The sequence below is a fragment of the Acuticoccus sp. genome, assembly GCF_965213555.1.
In the GTDB taxonomy this organism is placed as follows: Bacteria; Pseudomonadota; Alphaproteobacteria; order Rhizobiales; family Amorphaceae; genus Acuticoccus.
In genome coordinates, this window is record NZ_OZ243890.1 from 2585355 (window position 1) to 2604139 (window position 18785).

16 protein-coding genes and 1 pseudogene are annotated in these 18785 nt (G+C 68.8%); 4 read left to right on the forward strand and 13 right to left on the reverse strand.

What is annotated here, in order from left to right:
- Positions 1-189 precede the first annotated feature (189 nt).
- The gene (locus tag ACOOE8_RS12200; protein ID WP_420391727.1) at positions 190-1524 is read right to left on the reverse strand and encodes a DNA polymerase IV; all 1335 of its coding nucleotides are present in this window, start codon (positions 1522-1524) and stop codon (positions 190-192) included.
- Entirely contained in the window at positions 1521-1886 is a 366-nt protein-coding gene (locus ACOOE8_RS12205) for a DUF3572 family protein (protein ID WP_420391728.1), read from the reverse strand. Before ACOOE8_RS12205 ends, ACOOE8_RS12200 begins: the two co-directional genes overlap by 4 nt.
- A gap of 60 nt (positions 1887-1946) precedes the next feature.
- Between ACOOE8_RS12205 and ACOOE8_RS12210 the strand changes: the two genes are divergently transcribed.
- Entirely contained in the window at positions 1947-2324 is a 378-nt protein-coding gene (locus ACOOE8_RS12210; protein WP_420391729.1) for a response regulator, read from the forward strand.
- 48 nt (positions 2325-2372) lie between these two features.
- Here ACOOE8_RS12210 and rpmG read toward each other — a convergent pair whose 3' ends face one another.
- The 5 genes from rpmG to rnr form a co-directional block, all read right to left on the reverse strand.
- Positions 2373-2540, reverse strand: a complete 168-nt coding sequence (gene rpmG / locus ACOOE8_RS12215) for a 50S ribosomal protein L33 (protein WP_420391730.1) — start codon at positions 2538-2540, stop codon at positions 2373-2375.
- 93 nt (positions 2541-2633) lie between these two features.
- Positions 2634-3869 (reverse strand): MFS transporter, encoded by a 1236-nt coding sequence (locus ACOOE8_RS12220; RefSeq protein WP_420391731.1) that lies wholly within the window; start codon positions 3867-3869, stop codon positions 2634-2636.
- A 136-nt stretch (positions 3870-4005) separates the two neighbouring features.
- The gene (locus tag ACOOE8_RS12225; RefSeq protein ID WP_420391732.1) at positions 4006-4842 is read right to left on the reverse strand and encodes an NUDIX hydrolase; all 837 of its coding nucleotides are present in this window, start codon (positions 4840-4842) and stop codon (positions 4006-4008) included.
- Complete coding sequence (locus ACOOE8_RS12230) at positions 4839-5219, reverse strand: DUF983 domain-containing protein (protein ID WP_420391733.1); 381 nt, start codon at positions 5217-5219, stop codon at positions 4839-4841. Before ACOOE8_RS12230 ends, ACOOE8_RS12225 begins: the two co-directional genes overlap by 4 nt.
- Positions 5216-7387, reverse strand: coding sequence for a ribonuclease R (gene rnr / locus ACOOE8_RS12235; RefSeq protein WP_420391734.1), 2172 nt, complete (start codon positions 7385-7387; stop codon positions 5216-5218). Before rnr ends, ACOOE8_RS12230 begins: the two co-directional genes overlap by 4 nt.
- Positions 7388-7506: 119 nt before the next feature.
- Here rnr and ACOOE8_RS12240 point away from each other — a divergent pair, with 119 nt between their 5' ends.
- Positions 7507-8337, forward strand: coding sequence for an MOSC domain-containing protein (locus ACOOE8_RS12240; protein ID WP_420391735.1), 831 nt, complete (start codon positions 7507-7509; stop codon positions 8335-8337).
- 24 nt (positions 8338-8361) lie between these two features.
- Here the strand turns inward: ACOOE8_RS12240 and topA are convergent, their stop codons facing one another.
- Positions 8362-11055 (reverse strand): type I DNA topoisomerase, encoded by a 2694-nt coding sequence (gene topA, locus ACOOE8_RS12245; RefSeq protein ID WP_420394702.1) that lies wholly within the window; start codon positions 11053-11055, stop codon positions 8362-8364.
- A 199-nt stretch (positions 11056-11254) separates the two neighbouring features.
- On the opposite strand from topA, the gene ACOOE8_RS12250 reads away from it, so the two are divergent.
- Positions 11255-11521 carry a hypothetical protein gene (locus ACOOE8_RS12250; protein WP_420391736.1) on the forward strand — a complete coding sequence of 89 codons (267 nt, stop codon included), beginning with the start codon at positions 11255-11257 and terminating at the stop codon, positions 11519-11521.
- A 749-nt stretch (positions 11522-12270) separates the two neighbouring features.
- On the opposite strand, the gene ACOOE8_RS12255 is transcribed toward ACOOE8_RS12250, so the two are convergent.
- The 3 genes from ACOOE8_RS12255 to ACOOE8_RS12265 form a co-directional block, all read right to left on the reverse strand.
- Positions 12271-12528 (reverse strand): SLOG family protein, encoded by a 258-nt coding sequence (locus tag ACOOE8_RS12255; RefSeq protein ID WP_420391737.1) that lies wholly within the window; start codon positions 12526-12528, stop codon positions 12271-12273.
- A 222-nt stretch (positions 12529-12750) separates the two neighbouring features.
- Positions 12751-13032, reverse strand: coding sequence for a hypothetical protein (locus tag ACOOE8_RS12260; RefSeq protein WP_420391738.1), 282 nt, complete (start codon positions 13030-13032; stop codon positions 12751-12753).
- A 499-nt stretch (positions 13033-13531) separates the two neighbouring features.
- On the reverse strand, positions 13532-13897 hold the full coding sequence (locus tag ACOOE8_RS12265; protein ID WP_420391739.1) for a toprim domain-containing protein: 366 nt from the start codon (positions 13895-13897) through the stop codon (positions 13532-13534).
- Here ACOOE8_RS12265 and ACOOE8_RS12270 point away from each other — a divergent pair.
- Positions 13890-14141 (forward strand): annotated as a pseudogene (locus ACOOE8_RS12270) (transposase); the annotation flags it as partial. The gene ACOOE8_RS12265 and the pseudogene ACOOE8_RS12270 sit on opposite strands and share 8 nt — an antisense overlap.
- A 389-nt stretch (positions 14142-14530) precedes the next feature.
- On the opposite strand, the gene ACOOE8_RS12275 reads toward ACOOE8_RS12270, so the two are convergent.
- Positions 14531-15913 carry a DUF3299 domain-containing protein gene (locus tag ACOOE8_RS12275; RefSeq protein ID WP_420391740.1) on the reverse strand — a complete coding sequence of 461 codons (1383 nt, stop codon included), beginning with the start codon at positions 15911-15913 and terminating at the stop codon, positions 14531-14533.
- A gap of 446 nt (positions 15914-16359) precedes the next feature.
- Positions 16360-18636, reverse strand: coding sequence for a mechanosensitive ion channel family protein (locus tag ACOOE8_RS12280; RefSeq protein WP_420391741.1), 2277 nt, complete (start codon positions 18634-18636; stop codon positions 16360-16362).
- Positions 18637-18785 lie beyond the last annotated feature (149 nt).

Consider the following 18785-nt stretch of genomic DNA (forward strand, 5'->3'; position numbering starts at 1 on the left):
TGCCTCCGATGGAGCGGTTCGGGGTCGGACGGGGTCGGCCGACCCCCAATAACCGGTCTGGTCGCGAAACGTAGAGCACCTCATATGGGCGGCAGAATGGCTCCAGCCTTCCTGGTTCGCTGCATACACCGCTGGGTGTGGACGCGGCGACGTTCTGCATCAGCCCCTCGACCGTCGCCAGCGTGAAAGTCACGCGTCGCCGCGGGGGCGGACCGGAAGGCGCACCGTGTCCTTCGGCGAGGCGGGACGCCGCTTGGGGTGGGAGAGGGCGAGGCCGACGACGAGCGCGTCCTCGCCGTAGCGCGAGCGCACCTCATCCATGGCGCGCTCCGCCCGTCCGAGCCGTGCGCGGACGGGATCGAACAGCTCCTCCCCGTCGCCGTCGGCCAACGGGACCAGCCCGGACGCCCCGATGCCGATGAGCCGGTAGCGCTGCCCGTCCGGCTCGTCGAGGAGGAGGGACTTGCCAGCGGCGAACAGCCGGTGCGCCATGGCCGTGGGGGCGTCGAGGCTCGTCGCCCGCGTCGCCGAGCGGAAGTCGGGCGTCTTCAGCTTCAAGGTCACAGTGCGTCCGGCGAGCCCGCCCGCCTTCAGCCGGGTGGACACCTTCTCCGACAAGTGCCGCAGCAGCGCGAGGAGGGTATGTCGATCCGACAGGTCCGCATCGAAGGTCTGCTCCGCGGACACCGACTTGCGTTCGCTCGACGGGTCGACCGGGCGCGTGTCCTGGCCGTGCGCGAGCTGCTTCAGCCGCTCGCCGCCCTCGCCGACGCGGCGCATCAGCTCGGCTGGTGCCAAGAGTTGGACGTCGCGCACGTGCGTGATCCCGCAACGCGCAAGACGCGCCGCCGCCGCGGGCCCGACGCCGGGCACACGCGTCACCGGCTCGTCCGTGAGGCGGGCCTCGGCATCGGATCGTCCGATGACGGTGAAGCCACGCGGCTTCTCATGGTCGGACGCGAACTTGGCGAGGAACTTGTTGGGGGCGAGCCCGACGGAGACGGTGATGCCGACGGCCTCCTCGACGCGCCGCGCGAACGTCGTCAACACGGCGGCGGGCGGCGCCCCGTGCAGCCGTTCGGTGCCCGACAGGTCGAGGAACGCCTCGTCGATGGACAGTGGCTGCACGAGCGGCGTCAAGGCGCGCATCATCTCGCGCACCGCCCGTCCGGCGGCGACGTACTTCTCGAAGTCCGGGCGGACGACCACGGCGTCGGGGCAGGCCTGGAGCGCCTTGAACATCGGCATCGCCGAGTGCACCCCGTGGAGCCGCGCGAGGTAGCAGCAGGTGGACACGACGCCACGCCGGCCGCCGCCGATGATGACGGGCACGTCCCTCAGCGAGGGGTCGTCGCGCTTCTCCACCGCCGCGAAGAAGGCGTCGCAGTCGACGTGGGCGATGGCGAGGTGAGCGAGCTCGGCGTGTCGGACGAGGCGCGGACGTCCGCAGCGTGGGCAGCGTGAGGGTGCATCGAAGCAGAGGATCGCCGAGCAGTCCCGGCACACGGTCGCCGCTCCGCTCATGCCCAATCGTCGTGGGGCCGCGGCGGCCAGTCCTCCTCGGCGAGGGACGCCACCGACTGAACGGGGTCATGGTCGTGCGCCACGCTCGCGTGTCGCTCCAAGTCGTCGCGGGCGCGCGCGATCGCCTCGGGCGTCGTCTCCTGTGCCTCGGCGATGGCGGCGAGCGCCCGAGCGTCGGCGAGCACGAAGTCGAGGACGCCGGCGACGAAGCCGGGCGATCCTGCTGCCTCGCGCAGCGTGACCGGATCGAGCCCGGTGGCCGCGAAAAAGCGCGCCAGCGTCTTCGGCTCGGTGGCGAAGTGCGACAGCGAGGCGATGGCGAGCGTCGCAGCGTCGGGATCGTCCAGCCGTCTTGACGCCACCCTCACGTCCTCACACACACGGGGCCTGCCGCGCCGCGCGCGACATGGATCGGAGAGCCCATGGCACCGCGGGTGCTCATCGTCGAGGACAACGAGCTCAACATGAAGCTGTTCCACGACCTGCTCGAGGCGAGCGGGCTCGAAATCCTGCAGACCCGCAACGGATCCGACGCGCTCAGGGTGGCGAAGGAGGAGCGCCCCGACCTCATCGTCATGGACATACAGCTTCCCGAAATGTCCGGTCTCGAGGTCACCGAGCGCATCAAGTCCGACCCCGACCTCGCGCCGATCCCGGTGATCGCGGTGACCGCCTTCGCCATGAAGGGCGACGAGGAGCGCATCCGCGCGGCGGGCTGCGAGGCCTACCTCTCCAAGCCCATCTCCATCGACAGGTTCATCTCCACCGTGAAGGCGTTCCTGCCGAAGCCCGTGCAGTGATCCGCCGACGCACGGCGGCTCGGGTCGAGTCCTCTCGGCCCTGCGCGCCTACTTGATCTTCGCCTCGCGGAACTCGACGTGCTTCTTGGCAACGGGGTCGTACTTGGTCTTCGTCATCTTCTCGGTCATCGTCCGAGTGTTCTTCGTCGTGACGTAGTAGTAGCCGGTGTCGGCGGTCGACACGAGCTTGATCTTGATGGTGGTTGCCTTCGCCATGGCCCGATCCGACGCCGAGGCGCCGTCCCTTCGTGTCCAGTCGAGTGATCCTTGCCAATGGGCGCTCAGGGGTGGGCTGTCAAGTTGGGCGGCTCAGGGGCTGATGCCGTCTCGGGCGACACGCACGAGCGACATCGCCACGTAGACGCCGAAGATCGTCGCGATGGCGATGGCGAAGCCGTGCGGCGGAGCAAGGTCCAGTCCCGCGCCGAGGGACACCGGCCCGACGAGCATCCCGGCGGCGTACATCATCACGAACGCCGCGTTGGCGGTGGCAAGGTCCGCGCCGCGGTAGCGCGCGCCAAGGTGCGTCAGTCCGATGGTGTAGAGCCCGGTGACGATCCCTCCCGTGACGAAGAGCACCGCGAACAGGCCCCAGTAGTGTTGCGCGACGAGCGGGATCGCGAGGGCCCCCAGCATGCCGATGGCCGCCGATCCGATGAGGAGAAGGCGTCGGTTCACGCGGTCGGCGAGGTAGCCGATGGGGATCTGCGAGAGGATGTTGCCCGCAGCGATGGCCGTGACGAGGATGACGGCACGTTCGGGCGTCAGGCCGATGGCCGCGCCGTACAGCGGCAGGATCGCGGTGCCGCCGGACTCGACGGCACCGAACACCAACGCGGCGAACATGGCGAGCGGTGCGGCCGCGACGAAGCGCAGAAGGTTGCGCTGCCCGGCCCGCTGCAGGATCGGCTCACGCGCTGCGACGCACAGGACCGGCAACGCCGCTGCGAGGAGGACCCCGGCGCCGATGGCGAACGGCAGGACGCCGTCGGTGCCGACGAGCGCCAGGATGATCGGCCCGATGGAGATGCCGGCGGACAGGAACGCGGTGTAGACGCCGACGATGAAGCCCCGCCGAGCCGGTGGGGCCAGGGAGTTGATCCAGAACTCGGTGAGCGCGAAGATCATCGTCACGGACGCCGAGAACACGAACCGCATAGGGAACCACAGCGCGAACGGCTCGACGTAGTAGAAGCCGAGCAACATCACCGCCATCAGCACGAAGGCGACGACGATGACGCGCGCGGTGCCGAACCGCTCGGCGAACCCGGTCACGAAGGGCAGGATCGCGATCGCCGCCACTCCGGCGGTCGCCGTGTTGATGCCGACGAAGATCGCCGGGATGCCGCGGCTGTCGAGCACGACGGACAGGAGCGGCAGGCTGAGCGACAGCGCAGCGCCGACGCCGGTGATGCCGCTGATCACCGCGGCGAGCGCGCGCAGGTCGATCGGCCCGTCCGGACGGCTCGCGTCCTCCCCCGTCCGCCGGGGCGCGCAGCGCACCCGGTCGTCCGCGGCGACGGACGGCGCAGTCAGTCCGGCCATGGCGCCCAGGGCTGATGGAAGGATCTATCCATGGTTCCGGTCGAGGTGGCCGTCGGCGGGCGCGTCATGTCCTTGCCGCAAACCCTTGTCGAGCGCCAGCGCCGCCGCGGACACCCCTCCCGCCCCCAACCTGTTGTTACAGGTCGACCCTTGCGCGCTGCTTGTTCTGGAACCTGTAGTAGGGCACCGGCCGGTCCGGCGGGAGGCTCGGGTCGTCGGCGAGCCGCTCGGCCAGCGTGTCGAGCACGATGTGGGTGACCGCCGGGATCTCGAGCTCGCGGGCCTCCTTCAGGGGCACCCAGGCGATCTCCTCGAGCTCGGCGTCCTCGCCGACGCGGCTCGGGTCGATGTCGGCGATGGCCTCGCGGTCCACGGCGAAGAAGCGCGTGTCGAACCGCCGCGGTCGTCCGGGCGGTGTGACCGCCCGCATGATGAAGCGTAGCACCGAGAAGTCGAGGCCGATGCCGCGGTCGGAGAACCCGGTCCAGGCAGGCCCGGTCGGCAGCAGGTCGACGTCCTTGCGGCCGACCAGCACGCCGGTCTCCTCGTAGGTCTCGCGGAGCGCCGCCGCGCCGAGCGCACGGGCGCGCGCCTCCGTGGTGCCGGAGCGCGTCTCCGCCACGAGCTTGTTCAAGGTCGTGCCGTCGTAGGGACGGGCGAGGCGCACGCGCGCGTCCGTCGGGTCGACCCGGCCGCCGGGGAAGACGAAGCGGCCCGGCATGAAGACGTGCTTCATCGACCGCCTCCCCATCAGCACCGACGGGCCCTGGCGGTCGACCAGGATGAGGCTCGCCGCATCACGGATCGTGATCTTCTTGTGGGTCTTCGGCACCGCCATCTCCGCGGCGAGCCTCGCGTCCGCGCCGTCCGGCCCGTCCGCCTCGGCGCCTGCTGCCTGGCTCGCCCGTTCCTTGGCTCCGGCCTCCTTGCTCGGATCGTCCTCGGCGCCAGGGCGGCGTCGTCGGCCGCTCACGTGTTGGGCCCGGCGTTCGGGTCGAACCCGTGCATCCGGTTCGCCCACTGCAGGCCGACGAGCGCGCCCTTGGTGGGCTCCAAGAGGAGGAGCGACATGGCGACGGTGAGGGGCAGGAAGATCGCCGCGTGCACCCACATGGCCGGCGCGTAGGCGATCTCCAAGTAAAGCATCGCACCGACGACGACGTGGCCGACGATGAGCATCACGACGTAGGGCGGCGCGTCGTCCGCCCTGTGGTGATGGAGCGCCTCACCGCACGAGGCGCAGTCGTGCCGCACCTTGAGGAAGCCCTCGAACAGGCGTCCGGTGCCGCAGCGCGGACAGCGTCGCCGCGCTCCCCTCAAGATCGACTCGAACGGGGAGCGGTCGGTCATCGGCGGCCTCTCTTCAAGGGGCGGCTGTCGCGGTGGCGGGCGCTACGGCGAGGTCGGCGCGACGGCGCAGCGGACGAGGCGTGGTCGACGATGTCGAAGCGAAGCGCTCCTGAGATCGGCGCCGCCTCCTCGAGGCGCACGGTCACGTCGTCGCCGAGGCGGAACGTGGTGCCCGTGGCCTCGCCGACCAGGGCGTGGGCGGCCTCGTCGTAGATCATGTACTCGTTGCCGAGGGTCGAGATCGGGACGAAGCCGTCGGCACCGCTCTCGGTCAGCTTGACGAACAGGCCCGCCTTGGTGACGCCGCCGATGCGGCCCTCGAAGGTGGCACCCACCTTGTCGGCGAGCCACGCCGCGATCAGCCGGTCCACGGTCTCGCGCTCGGCCAGCATCGAGCGCCGCTCGGTCTGCGACACCGCCTCGCCGATGGCCGACAGCTCGGCGACCTCCTCGTCGGTCAAGCCGTCCTCGCCGAGGCCGGCGGCGCGGATGATCGCGCGGTGGACGACGAGGTCGGCGTAGCGCCGGATCGGCGAGGTGAAGTGCGCGTAGCGCCGCAGCGAGAGGCCGAAGTGGCCGACGTTGTCCGGTGCGTACTGCGCCTGCGCCTGGCTGCGTAGGATCACCTCGTTGACGAGCTGGGCGTGCGGCGTACCCGCCACGCGGGCGAGCACGCCGTTGAAGTCGCCCGGCCGCACCCCGGTGCCACGGGCGAGGCGGATGTCCAGCGTCGCCAGGAACTCGCGCAGCGCGTCGAGCTTCTCCAGGCTGGGCTGGTCATGGACGCGGTAGAGCAGGGGGATGCGCGCCGCCTCGCAGGTCTGCGCCGCCGCGACGTTCGCCTGGATCATGAACTCCTCGATGAGGCGGTGCGCATCGAGCCGCTCAGGCACGACCACGCGGTCCACCTCGCCCGACGCGGTCAGCACGATCTTGCGCTCCGGCAGGTCGAGCTCCAGCGGCCCGCGCGCCTCCCGCCCTCGCTTGAGGCACGCGTAGGCCTCCCACAGCGCCTGCACCTGAGGAGCGATGTCGCACGCCTCGCCGTCCGCGATGCGCTGCGCCTGCGCGTAGGCGAGGCGCCGCGCCGAGCGCATGAGGACGCGGTGCACGGTGTGGCGCGTGCACCGTCCATCGCGGGCGAACACCATGCGCATGACCATGGCCGGCCGCGCCTCGCCCTCGCGCAGGGAGCAGAGGTCGTTCGAGATGCGCTCCGGCAGCATCGGCACGACGCGGTCGGGGAAGTACGTCGAGTTGCCGCGCCGCCGCCCCTCCGCATCCATGGCAGAGCGCGCCCGCACGTGGTGCCCGACGTCGGCAATGGCGACGCTGATGATGTGGCCGCCCTCGGTGTCGGGGTCCGGCTCGGCGAAGACGGCGTCGTCGTGGTCCTTGGCGTCCGGCGGGTCGATGGTGACGAACGGGACGTCGCGCCAGTCCTCACGCCCCCGCATCGTCGCCGGCTCGGCGGCCGCCGCCTCGGCGAGGACGCGCTCGGGGAACTCGTCCGGGATGCCGTGGGCGTGGATCGCGAGCAGCGATACGGCCTGTTCGGTGCCGACGGGCCCGATCACCTCGACGATGCGCGCCGCCCTGCCGCGGTCCACCTCGATGCGCACCAGCGTGCCGGAGGGGATGTCCCGTACCGCCTCGGGCGACGCCGCGTAGACCTCGCGCTCGCGCTTGGACGTCGGGGTGAGCTGCGGCCGCCCCGCGAATCGCTCGACGACCGCGAGCGTCGACGTCGGGCGGCGCTCGAGCACCTTGATGATCTTGCCGAGGGCGCGCCCGTCCTCGTCGGTGGAGATGCGCGCCAGGAGGCGGTCGCCGAGCCCGGGCGCTGGACGCGCGCCCACGAGGGTCACGACCGGGCGCGGCCCCTCGCCGTCCCAGCTCGTCGGCTCCGCGGTGAGGTCGCCGTCCGCCGTGCGGCCCGTCACCGACAGGAGCGTCACGCGAGGCAGCTCGCCCGGCCGCGACAGCCGCTTGCCCGAGCGCGCGATGAGACCCTCGTCGGCCATGTCGGACAGGAGCGACTTCAGCTCGATCCTGTCGCCGCCCTTGACGTTGAAGGCGCGCGCGATCTCCCGCTTGCCGATCCGGCCGGGGCTGTCGGCGACGAAGCGCAGGATGTCCTCACGGGATGGAACGTCGGGTTTGGCCATCGCCGGCAATGTGGAGGTTGTGCGGCTCCGCGTCGAGGCTCTTGCGTCAGAACATGGCTTGCCGCGGAGCCGCGGGGCAGGCTAGCGCATCGCCGACCCCCCTAAGGTGCAGGAACATCATGCAGGTCGCCTCGTTGCACGTTTATCCGGTGAAGAGCCTGTCGGCCGTATCGGTGGAGGAGGCGGCGGTCGAGCCGCGCGGGCTGCGCGGCGATCGCCGTGCGATGATCGTCGACGCGGACGGCCGCTTCCTGTCCCAGCGCGAGCACCCTGCGATGGCCCGGCTCGTCGCTGCGCCCGACGGCGATGGCGTCATCGTCACGCCGCCCGGCCGTGCCCCCATCGCGGCTCATCCCACCGGCGAGCGGCGCAACGTCACGGTGTGGCGCGAGACCGTGGACGCCGTCGGCGTGGATGCCGCCGCCGACGAGGCGCTGTCTGACTGGTTCGGCGACGCGGTGCGCCTCGTCATCATGGACGAGTGTTCCGTGCGCCCTGCCGATCCCACCTTCGCCGACGACGCACCCGTGAGCTTCGCCGACGGCTACCCGCTCCTCCTCACCGCGACCGCATCCCTCGACGACCTCAACGCCAGGCTCGAGGACGGCGGCGCCGACGCGGTGCCCATGGCAAGGTTCCGTCCCAACATCACGGTGCGCACCGACGAGCCCTGGTGGGAGGACACCCTGGCGAGCGCGAGGATCGGCGACGTGGTGTTCGACTTCGTCAAGCCGTGCGCGCGGTGCGCGGTGACGACCACCGACCAGGCGAGCGGGACCGTGGTCGACAGCGAACCCCTGCGCACGCTGACGAGGTTCCGCAGGTCGAAGGAGCGCGCGGTGCCGGGCGTCCTGTTCGGCTGGAACCTCGTGCCGCGCGGCCGCGGACAGGTGCGGATCGGCGACGCCGTCGAGGTGCTGAGGACGCGCGAGCGCTGGCCCGTCGGCTGAGGCTCCACCGACCGCCCGGTCGGCCTACACGTCGGTCTGCGGGGACGCCGCCTTCCCCTTGCCGGACCGTCCTGCGGCGGGCTGTCCCTTGGCCGCCGCCTTCTTGCCCCCGGCGGCCTTGCCCTTGCCCGGCGCCTGCGCCGCCTTCGCCCCCTTGGCGTCGGCTTGATCGGCCTTGGCCTTCGACTTGGCGGACTTCGCCGGCTTTGCAGGTTTCCCGGACTTCGCCTCGAGGAGCGCGAGCGCTTCCGCGAGGGTGATCGACTGCGGGTCGCTGCCCTTCGGCAGCGTGGCGTTGACCTTGCCATGATTGACGTAGGGACCGTAACGGCCCTCGCGCACGGTGACCTCGCCGCCGGACGGGTGCTCGCCGAGGGACTTCAGCGACGCCGGCGTGCGCGAGAAGCGCTGCCCGTCCTTGCGCTCGGCGATGAGCGCCACGGCGCGGTTGAGGCCGACCTCGAACACGTCCTCGACGCTTTCCAGCTTGGTGTACTTGCCGCCATGGAGGAGGAACGGCCCGTAGCGCCCCAGCCCCGCTTGGATCGGCTCGTGCGTCTCGGGGTGGATGCCGACCTCGCGCGGCAGGTCGACGAGCATCACCGCCTTCTCGAGCGTCACCTCGTCCGGCGCCCAGCCCTTGGGCAACGACGAGCGCGCGGGCTTCTCCTCCGCCTCCGCCGCCATCTCGACGTAGGGGCCGAAGCGGCCCGAACGAAGCGTGATCTCACGGCCCGTGACGGGGTGCGCCCCCAGGACCACCGGGCCCTGCGCGGCGGCGCCCTCCGCGTTCGGGTCGTCGCCGAGTTGGCGCACGTAGTTGCAGTCGGGGTAGTTCGAGCAGCCGATGAAGGCGCCGTAGCGACCGTTCTTCAGGGACAGACGGCCCTCGGCGCACGCGGGACATGCCCGAGGGTCCGAGCCGTCCTCCTTCGGCGGAAAGATCAGCGGCGCAAGGTCATCGTTGAGCGCGTCGAGGACCGCCGCGGTCCTCACGTCCATCACCTCGCCGATCTGCGCCGAGAAGTCCCGCCAGAAGTCGCGCAGCACCTCGCGCCAGTCGAGCTTGCCGTCGGAGATCGCGTCGAGCTTCTCCTCGAGCTCGGCTGTGAAGCCGTACTCCACGTAGCGCTCGAAGAAGCTCTGTAGGAACGCGGTGACGATCCGGCCCTTGGAGCCGGGCACCAGCCGCTTCTTGTCGATGGTGACGTAGTCGCGGTCCTGCAGCGTCGACAGCGTCGCCGTGTAGGTCGACGGCCGGCCGATGCCGAGCTCCTCCATGCGCTTGATGAGCGTCGCCTCGGTGTAGCGCGGCGGCGGCTCCGTGAAGTGCTGGCTCGGCGTCACCGACCGCCGCGTCAGCCGCTCGTCCGCGCCGATCTGCGGGAGGCGGTTCTCGTCGTCCTCCTCGGAAGGTTCGTCACGGCCCTCGCTGTAGGCCTTCATGAAGCCGGCAAACTTCATCACCGAGCCGGTGGCGCGCAGCCCCACGACCTCGCCGCCCACCGTCGCGTCGATGTCGACCGTGGTGCGCTCGAACTCGGCGGGCATCATCTGGCTCGCCACCGCGCGCTTCCAGATGAGGTCGTAGAGGCGGGCCTGGTCGTCGTCGAGCCGACGGCGCAGGTCGGCGGGCAGCCGAGACACGTCGGTCGGCCGGATCGCCTCGTGAGCCTCCTGCGCGTTCTTCGCCTTGGTGGCGTAGTGCCGTGGCGCGTCCGGCAGGAAGGCCTCGCCGTACTCCCGGCCGACGATGGAGCGGATGGCGGCGATGCCCTCGGGGGCCATCTGCACGCCGTCGGTGCGCATGTAGGTGATGAGGCCGACGGTCTCGCCGCCGAGGTCGATGCCCTCGTAGAGCCGCTGCGCGGTCTGCATCGTCCTCGCCGAGGAGAAGCCCAGCTTGCGGCTCGCCTCCTGCTGCAGCGTCGATGTGGTGAACGGCGGCGACGGGTTGCGGCGCTGGGGCTTGGCCTCGACGGAGGCGACGCGGAAGTCGGCCGCCTCGAGGTGTCGCACCAGGCGCGCAGCGTCCGCCTCGGTCCTGATGGCGAGGCGGTCGAGCCTCTCGCCGTCCGCCATGACGACGCGGGCGGCGAACTCCTCGCCCTCGCGCGTCAGGAGCGCTGCGACGACGGACCAGTACTCCTGCGGGCGGAAGCGCTCGATCTCCGCCTCGCGGTCGCACACCAGGCGCAGCGCGACCGACTGGACGCGCCCGGCCGAGCGCGCACCGGGCAGCTTGCGCCACAGGACCGGGGACAGGTTGAACCCCACGAGGTAGTCGAGCGCACGGCGCGCCCGGTACGCGTCCACGAGGTCGGCCTCGATCTCGCGCGGCGCGGCCATCGCGTCGAGCACGGCCTGCTTGGTGATCGCGTTGAACACCACGCGCTGGACGGGCTGGGACTTCAGCGCCTTCTTCTCGCGCAGCACCTGCAGGACGTGCCACGAGATCGCCTCGCCCTCGCGGTCCGGGTCGGTGGCGAGGATCAGCCGCTCGGCGCTCTTCACCGCAGTGGCGAGCTCGTTCAGCCGCTTCTTGGCCTTGTCGTCCACCTGCCAGAGCATCTCGAAATCGCGCTCGGGGTCCACCGAGCCGTCCTTCGGCGGCAGGTCGCGCACGTGCCCGTAGGAGGCGACCACGTGGTAGTCGCTGCCGAGGTACTTGTTGATGGTCTTCGCCTTGGCGGGCGACTCGACGACGACGACGTTCATGGCCATGGCCCCCTCAAGCGCCCCGCACATAGAGAGGAAGGCCGGCGAACGCAAAGGGCGCGCTCGGCTTATGGGCACTGATACCCCGACAAGTTGTAATGGTTTGTCAGGCGACGGCGGTGCAAGCTTCGCGGAAGCCGGGACCACTAATGTCCGTCCCGTCGCGAAGGGTCAAGGCCAGCAGAGATCGAGGGGAACCATGCAGTTCCGACAGGATTTGGACGGCAACACGCATGTCGTCGGTGACTACGTGCCGACGGAGCCCTTCTCACCCGTGTCGAGCCGGGAGGCGGCCGAGTACATTGCCCAGATGTGCGGCGAGCTCATGGGCCTTGCCGTGAACAGCGGTCATGGGTTCCTGGCCTACCTCCTCGAGGTGGCGCACGAGGAGGCTGGCCTGCACGCCGCGGTTCACGAGCGCACGCCCCTCGAGATGCACGGGGAGCTTCCACCGCCGAAGCGGTAGCGATACCGTCCCGGACCAGCGGGACGATCGACGGAGGACGTTGCGGCAGGGTTTCCCACACGGTGTGCCGAGACCGCCTGAGCGTCCAGAACTGCCAGCCGCGGCGTGCTGGGCCAACTGGGATGCTGGCCGGTCCCCGCGGCGCACGCGGTGCTGGGTCTGCTCGGCCCCTCGGCGATGCCGAGCGTCCGAGCCCGCTAGGCCTTTCGCACGCTGCAAGAACCTCCCGGCGCGCACGCGATGCTGCGGAGTTGCCCCGTTTCGGTGCTCTTGATCCGATTGAAGATCCGCTCGACGAGCTGGCGCTCGCGGTAAAAGCCGTCGCGCGTCATCACGACCGCGCAGCGTTCGACTGTGGCATGGAGCAACCGAGGCAGAACGACGCCGCCGGACCCTCGCATTCGATTGTCGGACGTCGCAATCCGTCGGCCGAGCAGGTCATTGTTCCCGCCGTCCGCTGCCGGACGGCTTGTGGCACCCAGAGCCCGATCCCTTGGACACCCTGGGTGCCCCTGAGCGTCCGCGGGTGTCCGACACGCTGACCCGACCTCGTCTTCCGATCATGCCGCGCAAGTCGAGCGATGACGCCCGTCCGGAATGCGCCCGATCCGAGCGTCCGTGGTGCTGCCAATGCGCTGCGTGCACGCGGATGGAGGTGTGCCGGGTTGCCTGAGGCGGTGACCGGAGCGCAGGACCCGACCCCTGCTGCCGAGCGGAGTGAAGGGGCGGCGTACGCCGCCCCAGTGTTGTCACGCGGCCGCCCGCATTACCGGGATGCCGAGCTTGCGGGCCTTGTCGACGAGGTTGTCGGTGATCCCCGAGCCGGGGAAGGCGATGAGCCGACGGGAAGCTCCGCAGAGCAGCGCGTCGTTGCGCTTGAACGGGGCGGCCTTGCCGTGCCGCGTCCAGTCGGTCCGAAAGACCACCTGCGCCACGCCCTTGGCGTCGGCCCACCTGGCGGCGATCAGCCCGGCGCCCTTCGACGAGCCGCCGTGCATCAGCACCATGTCCGGATGCTTCGCGTAGGGCGCGATCCAATACTTGGAAGACCGCGCGGTGGTCGGTGACGTCCGTGCCGCCGGTGAAGGCGGTTCTGGTGCCTTGAGGGCAGGTGGCCTCGCTCTCGCGGCGTCGCTTGGCGGCACGCCAAGCAAACCTGTCGATCACGGCGCTGGTGAGCTTGGCGTGCGAGGTGCGCGAGCCCGATCGTGGGTGCCAGGGGGACCCGGTCAGCATGGCGTGCTCCTGCGCCGCGGCGTCGCGCAGCGCCTCGAAGGCGGCGCATCGCTCCACAAGGGCTCGCCCATGGCGAGTGCGCGTTCCAGCTCGACGGACCTCACCTCCGAGCCGTCCTGCTCGCGGGTCAGCGTCTTCTGCGCGTCCTCGTTCTCGCCGAGGCGGTGGTCGAGGGTGGTGAGCCACCGGTGGAAGACGTTCGTCAGCGACCAAGAGCAGCTCGGCAATATTGTCCGTATGAGCGTGCCTTCCGCGACGCCGGTGAAGGCGTTCATGGCGTGCTCCACGATGCCGGTGAGGGCGTCGATGTCGGGCGGCGTGCGCTGATCCGCTCGTTTGGCGGCGGGTGCAGGTCATGGAGCGCGATGTGTTCGATGACGGCAGCGGTGCTGGAGACTGTTTCGGTGAGCATGGGAGAAATCCTCCACGGGGCCGGGTGGCCGTTGGCAGGGGATGGCCCGACCGGTATCGGGCGGCGCGCAAGCTCGGTACGAGCGACCCCTTGCGGGTTGGGCGACGCCCGAAGGCTTGCAGGTCCCGGTCAATCCCCGGGCTGGCAACGGCCGCATGGCCCGGCGCCCGGATGGGATCGCTCACGTGCACGACAATATTGAATCCGTCAGGGCATGAGCCGCTCAGCGTCCGTCGCGGCGAGTTGGGAGCGAAGATGGGCACGCAGCTCATCGACCCCGAGTGTGCGCAGGTCGTCGTTCGCGTCGTTGCCCATGGGGTGCAGGTGGATGGTCTCGATGCCGACCGCCTCGGCTCGAGGCGTCAGCCGACCGGCAGCCTGGCGCCGGCGGCGTCCGCGTCGACGACGAAGAGCCGCTTCAACCTCGGTGGCAGCGCAAGCGCAGTAAGGTGGTGGGCGGACAGCGCGGCGATCACCGGACGGCGCGGTAAGGCGAGCCGCACGGACAGCGCCGTCTCGATGCCTTCGCCCGCGCCGAGCAAATCGCTCGCCCGGCCGAAGCGCACCTCGTGACCCAACAGCTTGCCCATCGCCTTGCGTGCCGGATCGAGCGGTGCCTCGTCCGAGGTCAAAGGGTCGAGCCCGGTCCGATGCAGGCCGACGAGCTGGCCATGCGCATCGGTGAGCTTCGCGAGGCTGCTCTCCGGCATGGAGGGAAGGATGCGCAAATCAAGGTTCACGGACGAGCAGATGGTACCGATCTTGCGGGAGAACGAGCGCGACATGGCTGCGACGGTGGCCGAGCGGCACGGCGTCAGCGAGCAGACCATCGACACCTGGCGCAAGCGCTTCCGCGCATTCGAGGCCGACGACGTGCGGCGGCTGAAGCAGCTCGAAGCGTAGAACGCAGCGGAAGAAGCTGGGGTCGAGCGGGACCTCGAGATCGAGGTGATGGAAGACGTCGCCGCAAAAAGCGGATCGAAGCCTGGCGCCGGCACTTCAACGAGGTGCGGCCCCGCTCGAGCCTCGGCCATCTGACGCTGGCGGCGTTCGCCTCGAAGATCGGAACCGAACATCCAGCGGTCACGACGTGGCGGACCGCTGCGGTATGTGGTGCCTCCGCGACCCGCCCCGTCGTTCAACCGCTTCGCAAGGGGCAGTCTGAAACAGCATCAGGAGCAGCTCACTCAAGCTAGGCGTGGTCGGAAGAAGCCAGGCAGGTCGACCCCTGCCGATCGACAAAACCGCCTTGGCAAACATCATCCACATCACGGTCGGCAACCTCCGCCAAATTCAGGATGTGCTCGCATAGACCGAGCGCGTCGCTGACATCGACTGCAAGCATGCGTGTTTGGCGGAGGTTATCGCAGGCGGGTGTCGATCTGAAGCGCGGGTGCGTCGATCCTGCTGTCAGGGTGCGCGAGCGTGACGACAAAGAGTGTTCCGCCGATTGCAAACACGCACACCGCGCCTGCAAACTGCGCTCCTAACGCAACGGCGCGACTTCGCCGCCCATGGCCGACCAACCTCCGTTCAGCGATGCTCCTTGCCCAGATCGCGGCAAGACCGATAGCGGACATGGTCACCGCCATCCCGAGTGAGATGGCTCCTACCAAAAGGCTCGCGGGGGCGATGAGCCCATGGGCAAGGCCAAACAGCATCACGATCAGTGCCCCTGTGCAGGGAACGATACCAACCGCAAGGCCGACAAGCCCAACCTGGCGCGGGGATCCAGCCGCTGTGCAGGCGCTACAGCCGGATGCGCGATGGTCGGTCCCGCCGTGGCGGTGTCGCAGTGCCGTCACAGCCTGCCAGACCATGAAGGCGCCGATCGCAACAATCGCGCCGTAGCTCAAGAGGCGGATGAGGCGATAGTCGGACGGCGCGTTCCCTGTCGTCTGGCGAACCGCGAGGTCGAGCAAAATGACAAGCACCACGGCAGATACCACGTGGGTGAGCGCGATCTGCGCTCCCATAAGGATACCGCTGCGCGCAGTCCCGCCAGCGCCCACGAAGTAGGAAATGACGAGCGCCTTGCCATGGCCGGGGCCAAGGGTGTGGAGCGCGCCGTAGGCGAACGCGATGGCGACCGCGACGAGGATCGCACCGATCGAATGCCCCTGATTGATCGCGGTCATGGACGTTGTGAGTATGGTTGTGATCCGCATCTGCGCGCGCGTGAACAGCGATCCGTCGCCGCTCGCGGAGGACGCGGCAACAACCTCGCCTGGCGTTCCAGAGATGGTCGCCTCGTCGAGCACATATGACGCTGGGACCTTGCGCCTCCCATCGATCAGAAAAAGGTCGTGCTCGGCCGGCTGATGACGCAGCACACCCTTGAGCCGCACCGCCGCAAAACGCTTTTCCACCGTGACACCATCCGGATAAGCGACGTGGACGATCTGGTTCGGTGGGGGCGGCGGCGTGTGGATGCAGGCTCCGACCCAAGGGACAAGTAAGAATTCTACGACGCGCTTGTCCTGCCAGCGCAGCGGCAGGATGTAGCCGTCAATGAGGATGGCGTCACCAATGTGCGTTTGGCTGACGCCCGTGGCCGCCTCGCGGCGTCGCTTCATGACGGCGAGGCGTTGGTCAAGGAGGACGTCGGCGTCGAGCCCAGCGTCCAGAAGCCGCTGGCGGGCGGCCTTGCCCGCCGCGGTCAGCGCCGGATCACGCTGGCTCGCTGCGGCGGCTTCGTTCGCCCGCAACACGTCCCGCAGATCGCGCTTGTGGTCGAGCGACATGCGAGGATGGGATCCTCGTACGGCTTCGCAAAGGGAGCCAGCGCATCCCACGTTGCAAGGGGTGCGGCAAGAGTCGCGTTTGGGAGGACGCCTGCCAACAAGCAGACAAGGGCGGCCAAGCGACAAACGACTAACATGGTTGTTCCTCGGGTTGCCGTGAGCCTACATCGTGTTCTTATGAAAGTCGTATGGTGAAGCACGGAGGCATGACGCGCCCACCGCCATCTACGACACGGACCCCGTCCGGGCGGCGAGCACTTCGCCCCCCGCCGCGGGTCAGACCTCTTCGATACGGCATCCTGCCCGTTGGTGAGATCCGGACCGACGGCGTCAAGAATTCGGGCAACGATCATGAGCATTGTGTCCGCTTTCCTTCGAGCGAAGATTGCGGGGAGGGTGGCATCAGTCTTAAGCTTCCGCCGCAGCCATGGCTTGCGGTACGACGATCAGCGTTCGGCGTCTGCCGTGCTGCCTTCCTTTTGGTGGATCAACCGACCCGCTGCACCAGCGACGGCTTCACGATCCGCGGGACTGAGGCTGGCGGTCGAATGGTCGTCACCGAGGCGGACTGTGACCTCGCGGCTTGCGAAGCGAATGTTGTTCTTCTCGAACAATTCGTGGATCTTGGTCAGAACCAGCCTGCGCAGCATCCATTGCTCGCCCGGGCGAGCCATGAACTTCACTGGGACGATCATGTAGGAGTCCTCCATCTCCACGACGCCCTGAGATTTCAGGGGCTGAAGAAACTGGTGGCCGTACTCAGGATGATCAAGAAGCTCCTCTCCGAGCTTCTTGATCATCTTCCGGACTCTTTCCGTGTCCGTTCCATAGCGGAGGCGTAGCGGAAACTTCATGATCACCCAATCGCGCGAGAGGTTCGAGACGCGGGTAATTTCCCCGAAAGGGACCGTGTTGAGGATGCCGCGGTGATGCCGCAGTTGCATGGAGCGCACCGAAATGCGCTCCACGGTGCCTTTGGTGTCACCCACGTCGATGTATTCGCCGGTCCGAAACGCGTCGTCGATCAGGAAGAAGATGCCCGACACGATGTCCCGCACGAGCGTTTGCGCGCCGAACCCGATCGCAAGCCCGACGACGCCGGCACCTGCAACGAGGGGCAGGACGTTTACACCGAACTGTCCGAGCAAAGTGAGCACCGCCATGACGACGATCGCGACGGTCGCCGACACGCGGACGAGAGGCAGAAGGGTTCCAAGGCGCGCGCCGGTGCCACCACCTTCACCCTCCGGCGCACCGTCCGACGGCACGCCGAGGCCGAGCCGGACGCGTTCCATGGCGATCTGACGGGCGATGACGACGCGGATCGCCTCCCACGCCACGTACGCGACGCCGACGATGAGGAGCGCACCGACGAGGTCGGCCGCGAAAGCCGCGCCGATCCCGCGCTCCGCCAGGGTGACAAGGTCGACGTCCCACGCCTCCAGAACGACGAGCAGAAGCACGATCGCACCGACGACACGGGCAATGCGCAAGGTACCGCGACGTGTCTGTTCGCGGGCGGCCTTCAGGACATCGGATGCGGTCTCGTCCCCCGCGACGAGTATCCTGACGACAGCGCCGAGCATCTGATCGAGAAAGGGGAGCACCACCAGGAGGATCAGCGTCGTCGCGATCGTGCTGAAGAGATCATCGGGCACGTAGGCGTTCGCGACGACGATCCCGATGATAAGCCAATTGAGAGCGACGAGGCCTACTGCAATGGCGGGCCATGCACGGTAGAGAGCCGGCTCCTCGGATGTCCCCACCGCCTCGCCGCTCAAAATGCGGCGGAGGATGAAGCGCGCCTGCCACAAGACGACGCCAAGGACCACATGGCCGGCGGTGTTGACCCAAAAACCATGCCAGCTGTCGACGTAGAGGCTGCCCATCGCATCCAGCCAACCCGTGAAGCCGAAGCCAAGCATGAAGACGGCACCAACGATGACGGCACGCCCTGTGAGCCAGCGCGCGTCAGCATCCTCGATCGCAACGAGCCGAAGATCCGGGCGGCTCGGTGCAAACAGGAAGCGGGCGACGATGAGGGTGAGCGATACCCATGTCAGGGCTGTCACAACGCGCGCAATCGTCTCGCGGTCGGTCGGCTTGTCGGCGTTGATCCAAGCATTGATGGCAAGGGCGCAGAAGGCGAAAACGGCGACCACCAGGATCTGCAGGCCGAAGCGGATCGCGAGAATACGGACGTGGCGAAATAGGCCGGACCCGTGAAGGATGGTTCCGGTGTTGCCCGACGACGGGCTCCACCTCGCGAAAAGGGCTGCGGCGCCGGCCCCGAGCCCCAGCGCGACGCCGAGCGTGACGAAGAAGCGCCACAGAGGCGTGTCGCCGCGCCGCTCGGCAAAGGTCATGAAAGCGGCTTCAATCTCCCCCGGCAAGTTCGGCACCTTCACGATCACATCGGCGAGGAAGGTGCCGAAGTTGCCTGCGCCTGTGGCGAGGAAATCGCCGAGGGTGCGCTCGTCCTCAGCAGCGAGCGCCGCCGCTTGGCGTTCCGCTTCGGCGGTGAGACGCTCCAACAGGAGCGCCCGCACCTGGCGGTCGTCGAGCTGTGCTAGGACGTTGCGGATCGCCGCTTCGGTGAGAGTGTCAGGAAGGACCGTGACTGACGCCTCCGACGGTCGGTTTTGCGCATGCGCGGTCGCGGCACCGGCGACCAGTGCGAGCGAAAGTACAAGGCCTGCGATGAAAGCTCGAACGTCTGGCATGCGTGCCTTCTACTCTCGCGGTGACGCTGCCGTTGATCGGGACGGTTCGGTCGCGGATCCATCAGCTGACGATGATGAGGTGGCGTATGAAAAGGAACCACAACCTCGATGTGCGTCAAGCCTGGCGAGCTTAGGCCGAAAGCACCGTG

What these genes read in the sequence shown, in the direction of transcription:
- ACOOE8_RS12220 (WP_420391731.1), bottom strand. Translation starts at nt 3,869, where the DNA reads ATGGCCGGACTGACTGCGCCGTCCGTCGCCGCGGACGACCGGGTGCGC.
- ACOOE8_RS12255 (WP_420391737.1), bottom strand. Translation starts at nt 12,528, where the DNA reads ATGGTGCTGATGCACGGCGGCTCGTCGAAGGGCGCCGGGCTGATCGCC.
- rpmG (WP_420391730.1), bottom strand. Translation starts at nt 2,540, where the DNA reads ATGGCGAAGGCAACCACCATCAAGATCAAGCTCGTGTCGACCGCCGAC.
- ACOOE8_RS12200 (WP_420391727.1), bottom strand. Translation starts at nt 1,524, where the DNA reads ATGAGCGGAGCGGCGACCGTGTGCCGGGACTGCTCGGCGATCCTCTGC.
- ACOOE8_RS12260 (WP_420391738.1), bottom strand. Translation starts at nt 13,032, where the DNA reads ATGAACGCCTTCACCGGCGTCGCGGAAGGCACGCTCATACGGACAATA.
- ACOOE8_RS12240 (WP_420391735.1), top strand. Translation starts at nt 7,507, where the DNA reads ATGCAGGTCGCCTCGTTGCACGTTTATCCGGTGAAGAGCCTGTCGGCC.
- ACOOE8_RS12230 (WP_420391733.1), bottom strand. Translation starts at nt 5,219, where the DNA reads ATGACCGACCGCTCCCCGTTCGAGTCGATCTTGAGGGGAGCGCGGCGA.
- ACOOE8_RS12250 (WP_420391736.1), top strand. Translation starts at nt 11,255, where the DNA reads ATGCAGTTCCGACAGGATTTGGACGGCAACACGCATGTCGTCGGTGAC.
- ACOOE8_RS12210 (WP_420391729.1), top strand. Translation starts at nt 1,947, where the DNA reads ATGGCACCGCGGGTGCTCATCGTCGAGGACAACGAGCTCAACATGAAG.
- topA (WP_420394702.1), bottom strand. Translation starts at nt 11,055, where the DNA reads ATGAACGTCGTCGTCGTCGAGTCGCCCGCCAAGGCGAAGACCATCAAC.
- rnr (WP_420391734.1), bottom strand. Translation starts at nt 7,387, where the DNA reads ATGGCCAAACCCGACGTTCCATCCCGTGAGGACATCCTGCGCTTCGTC.
- ACOOE8_RS12275 (WP_420391740.1), bottom strand. Translation starts at nt 15,913, where the DNA reads ATGTCGCTCGACCACAAGCGCGATCTGCGGGACGTGTTGCGGGCGAAC.
- ACOOE8_RS12280 (WP_420391741.1), bottom strand. Translation starts at nt 18,636, where the DNA reads ATGCCAGACGTTCGAGCTTTCATCGCAGGCCTTGTACTTTCGCTCGCA.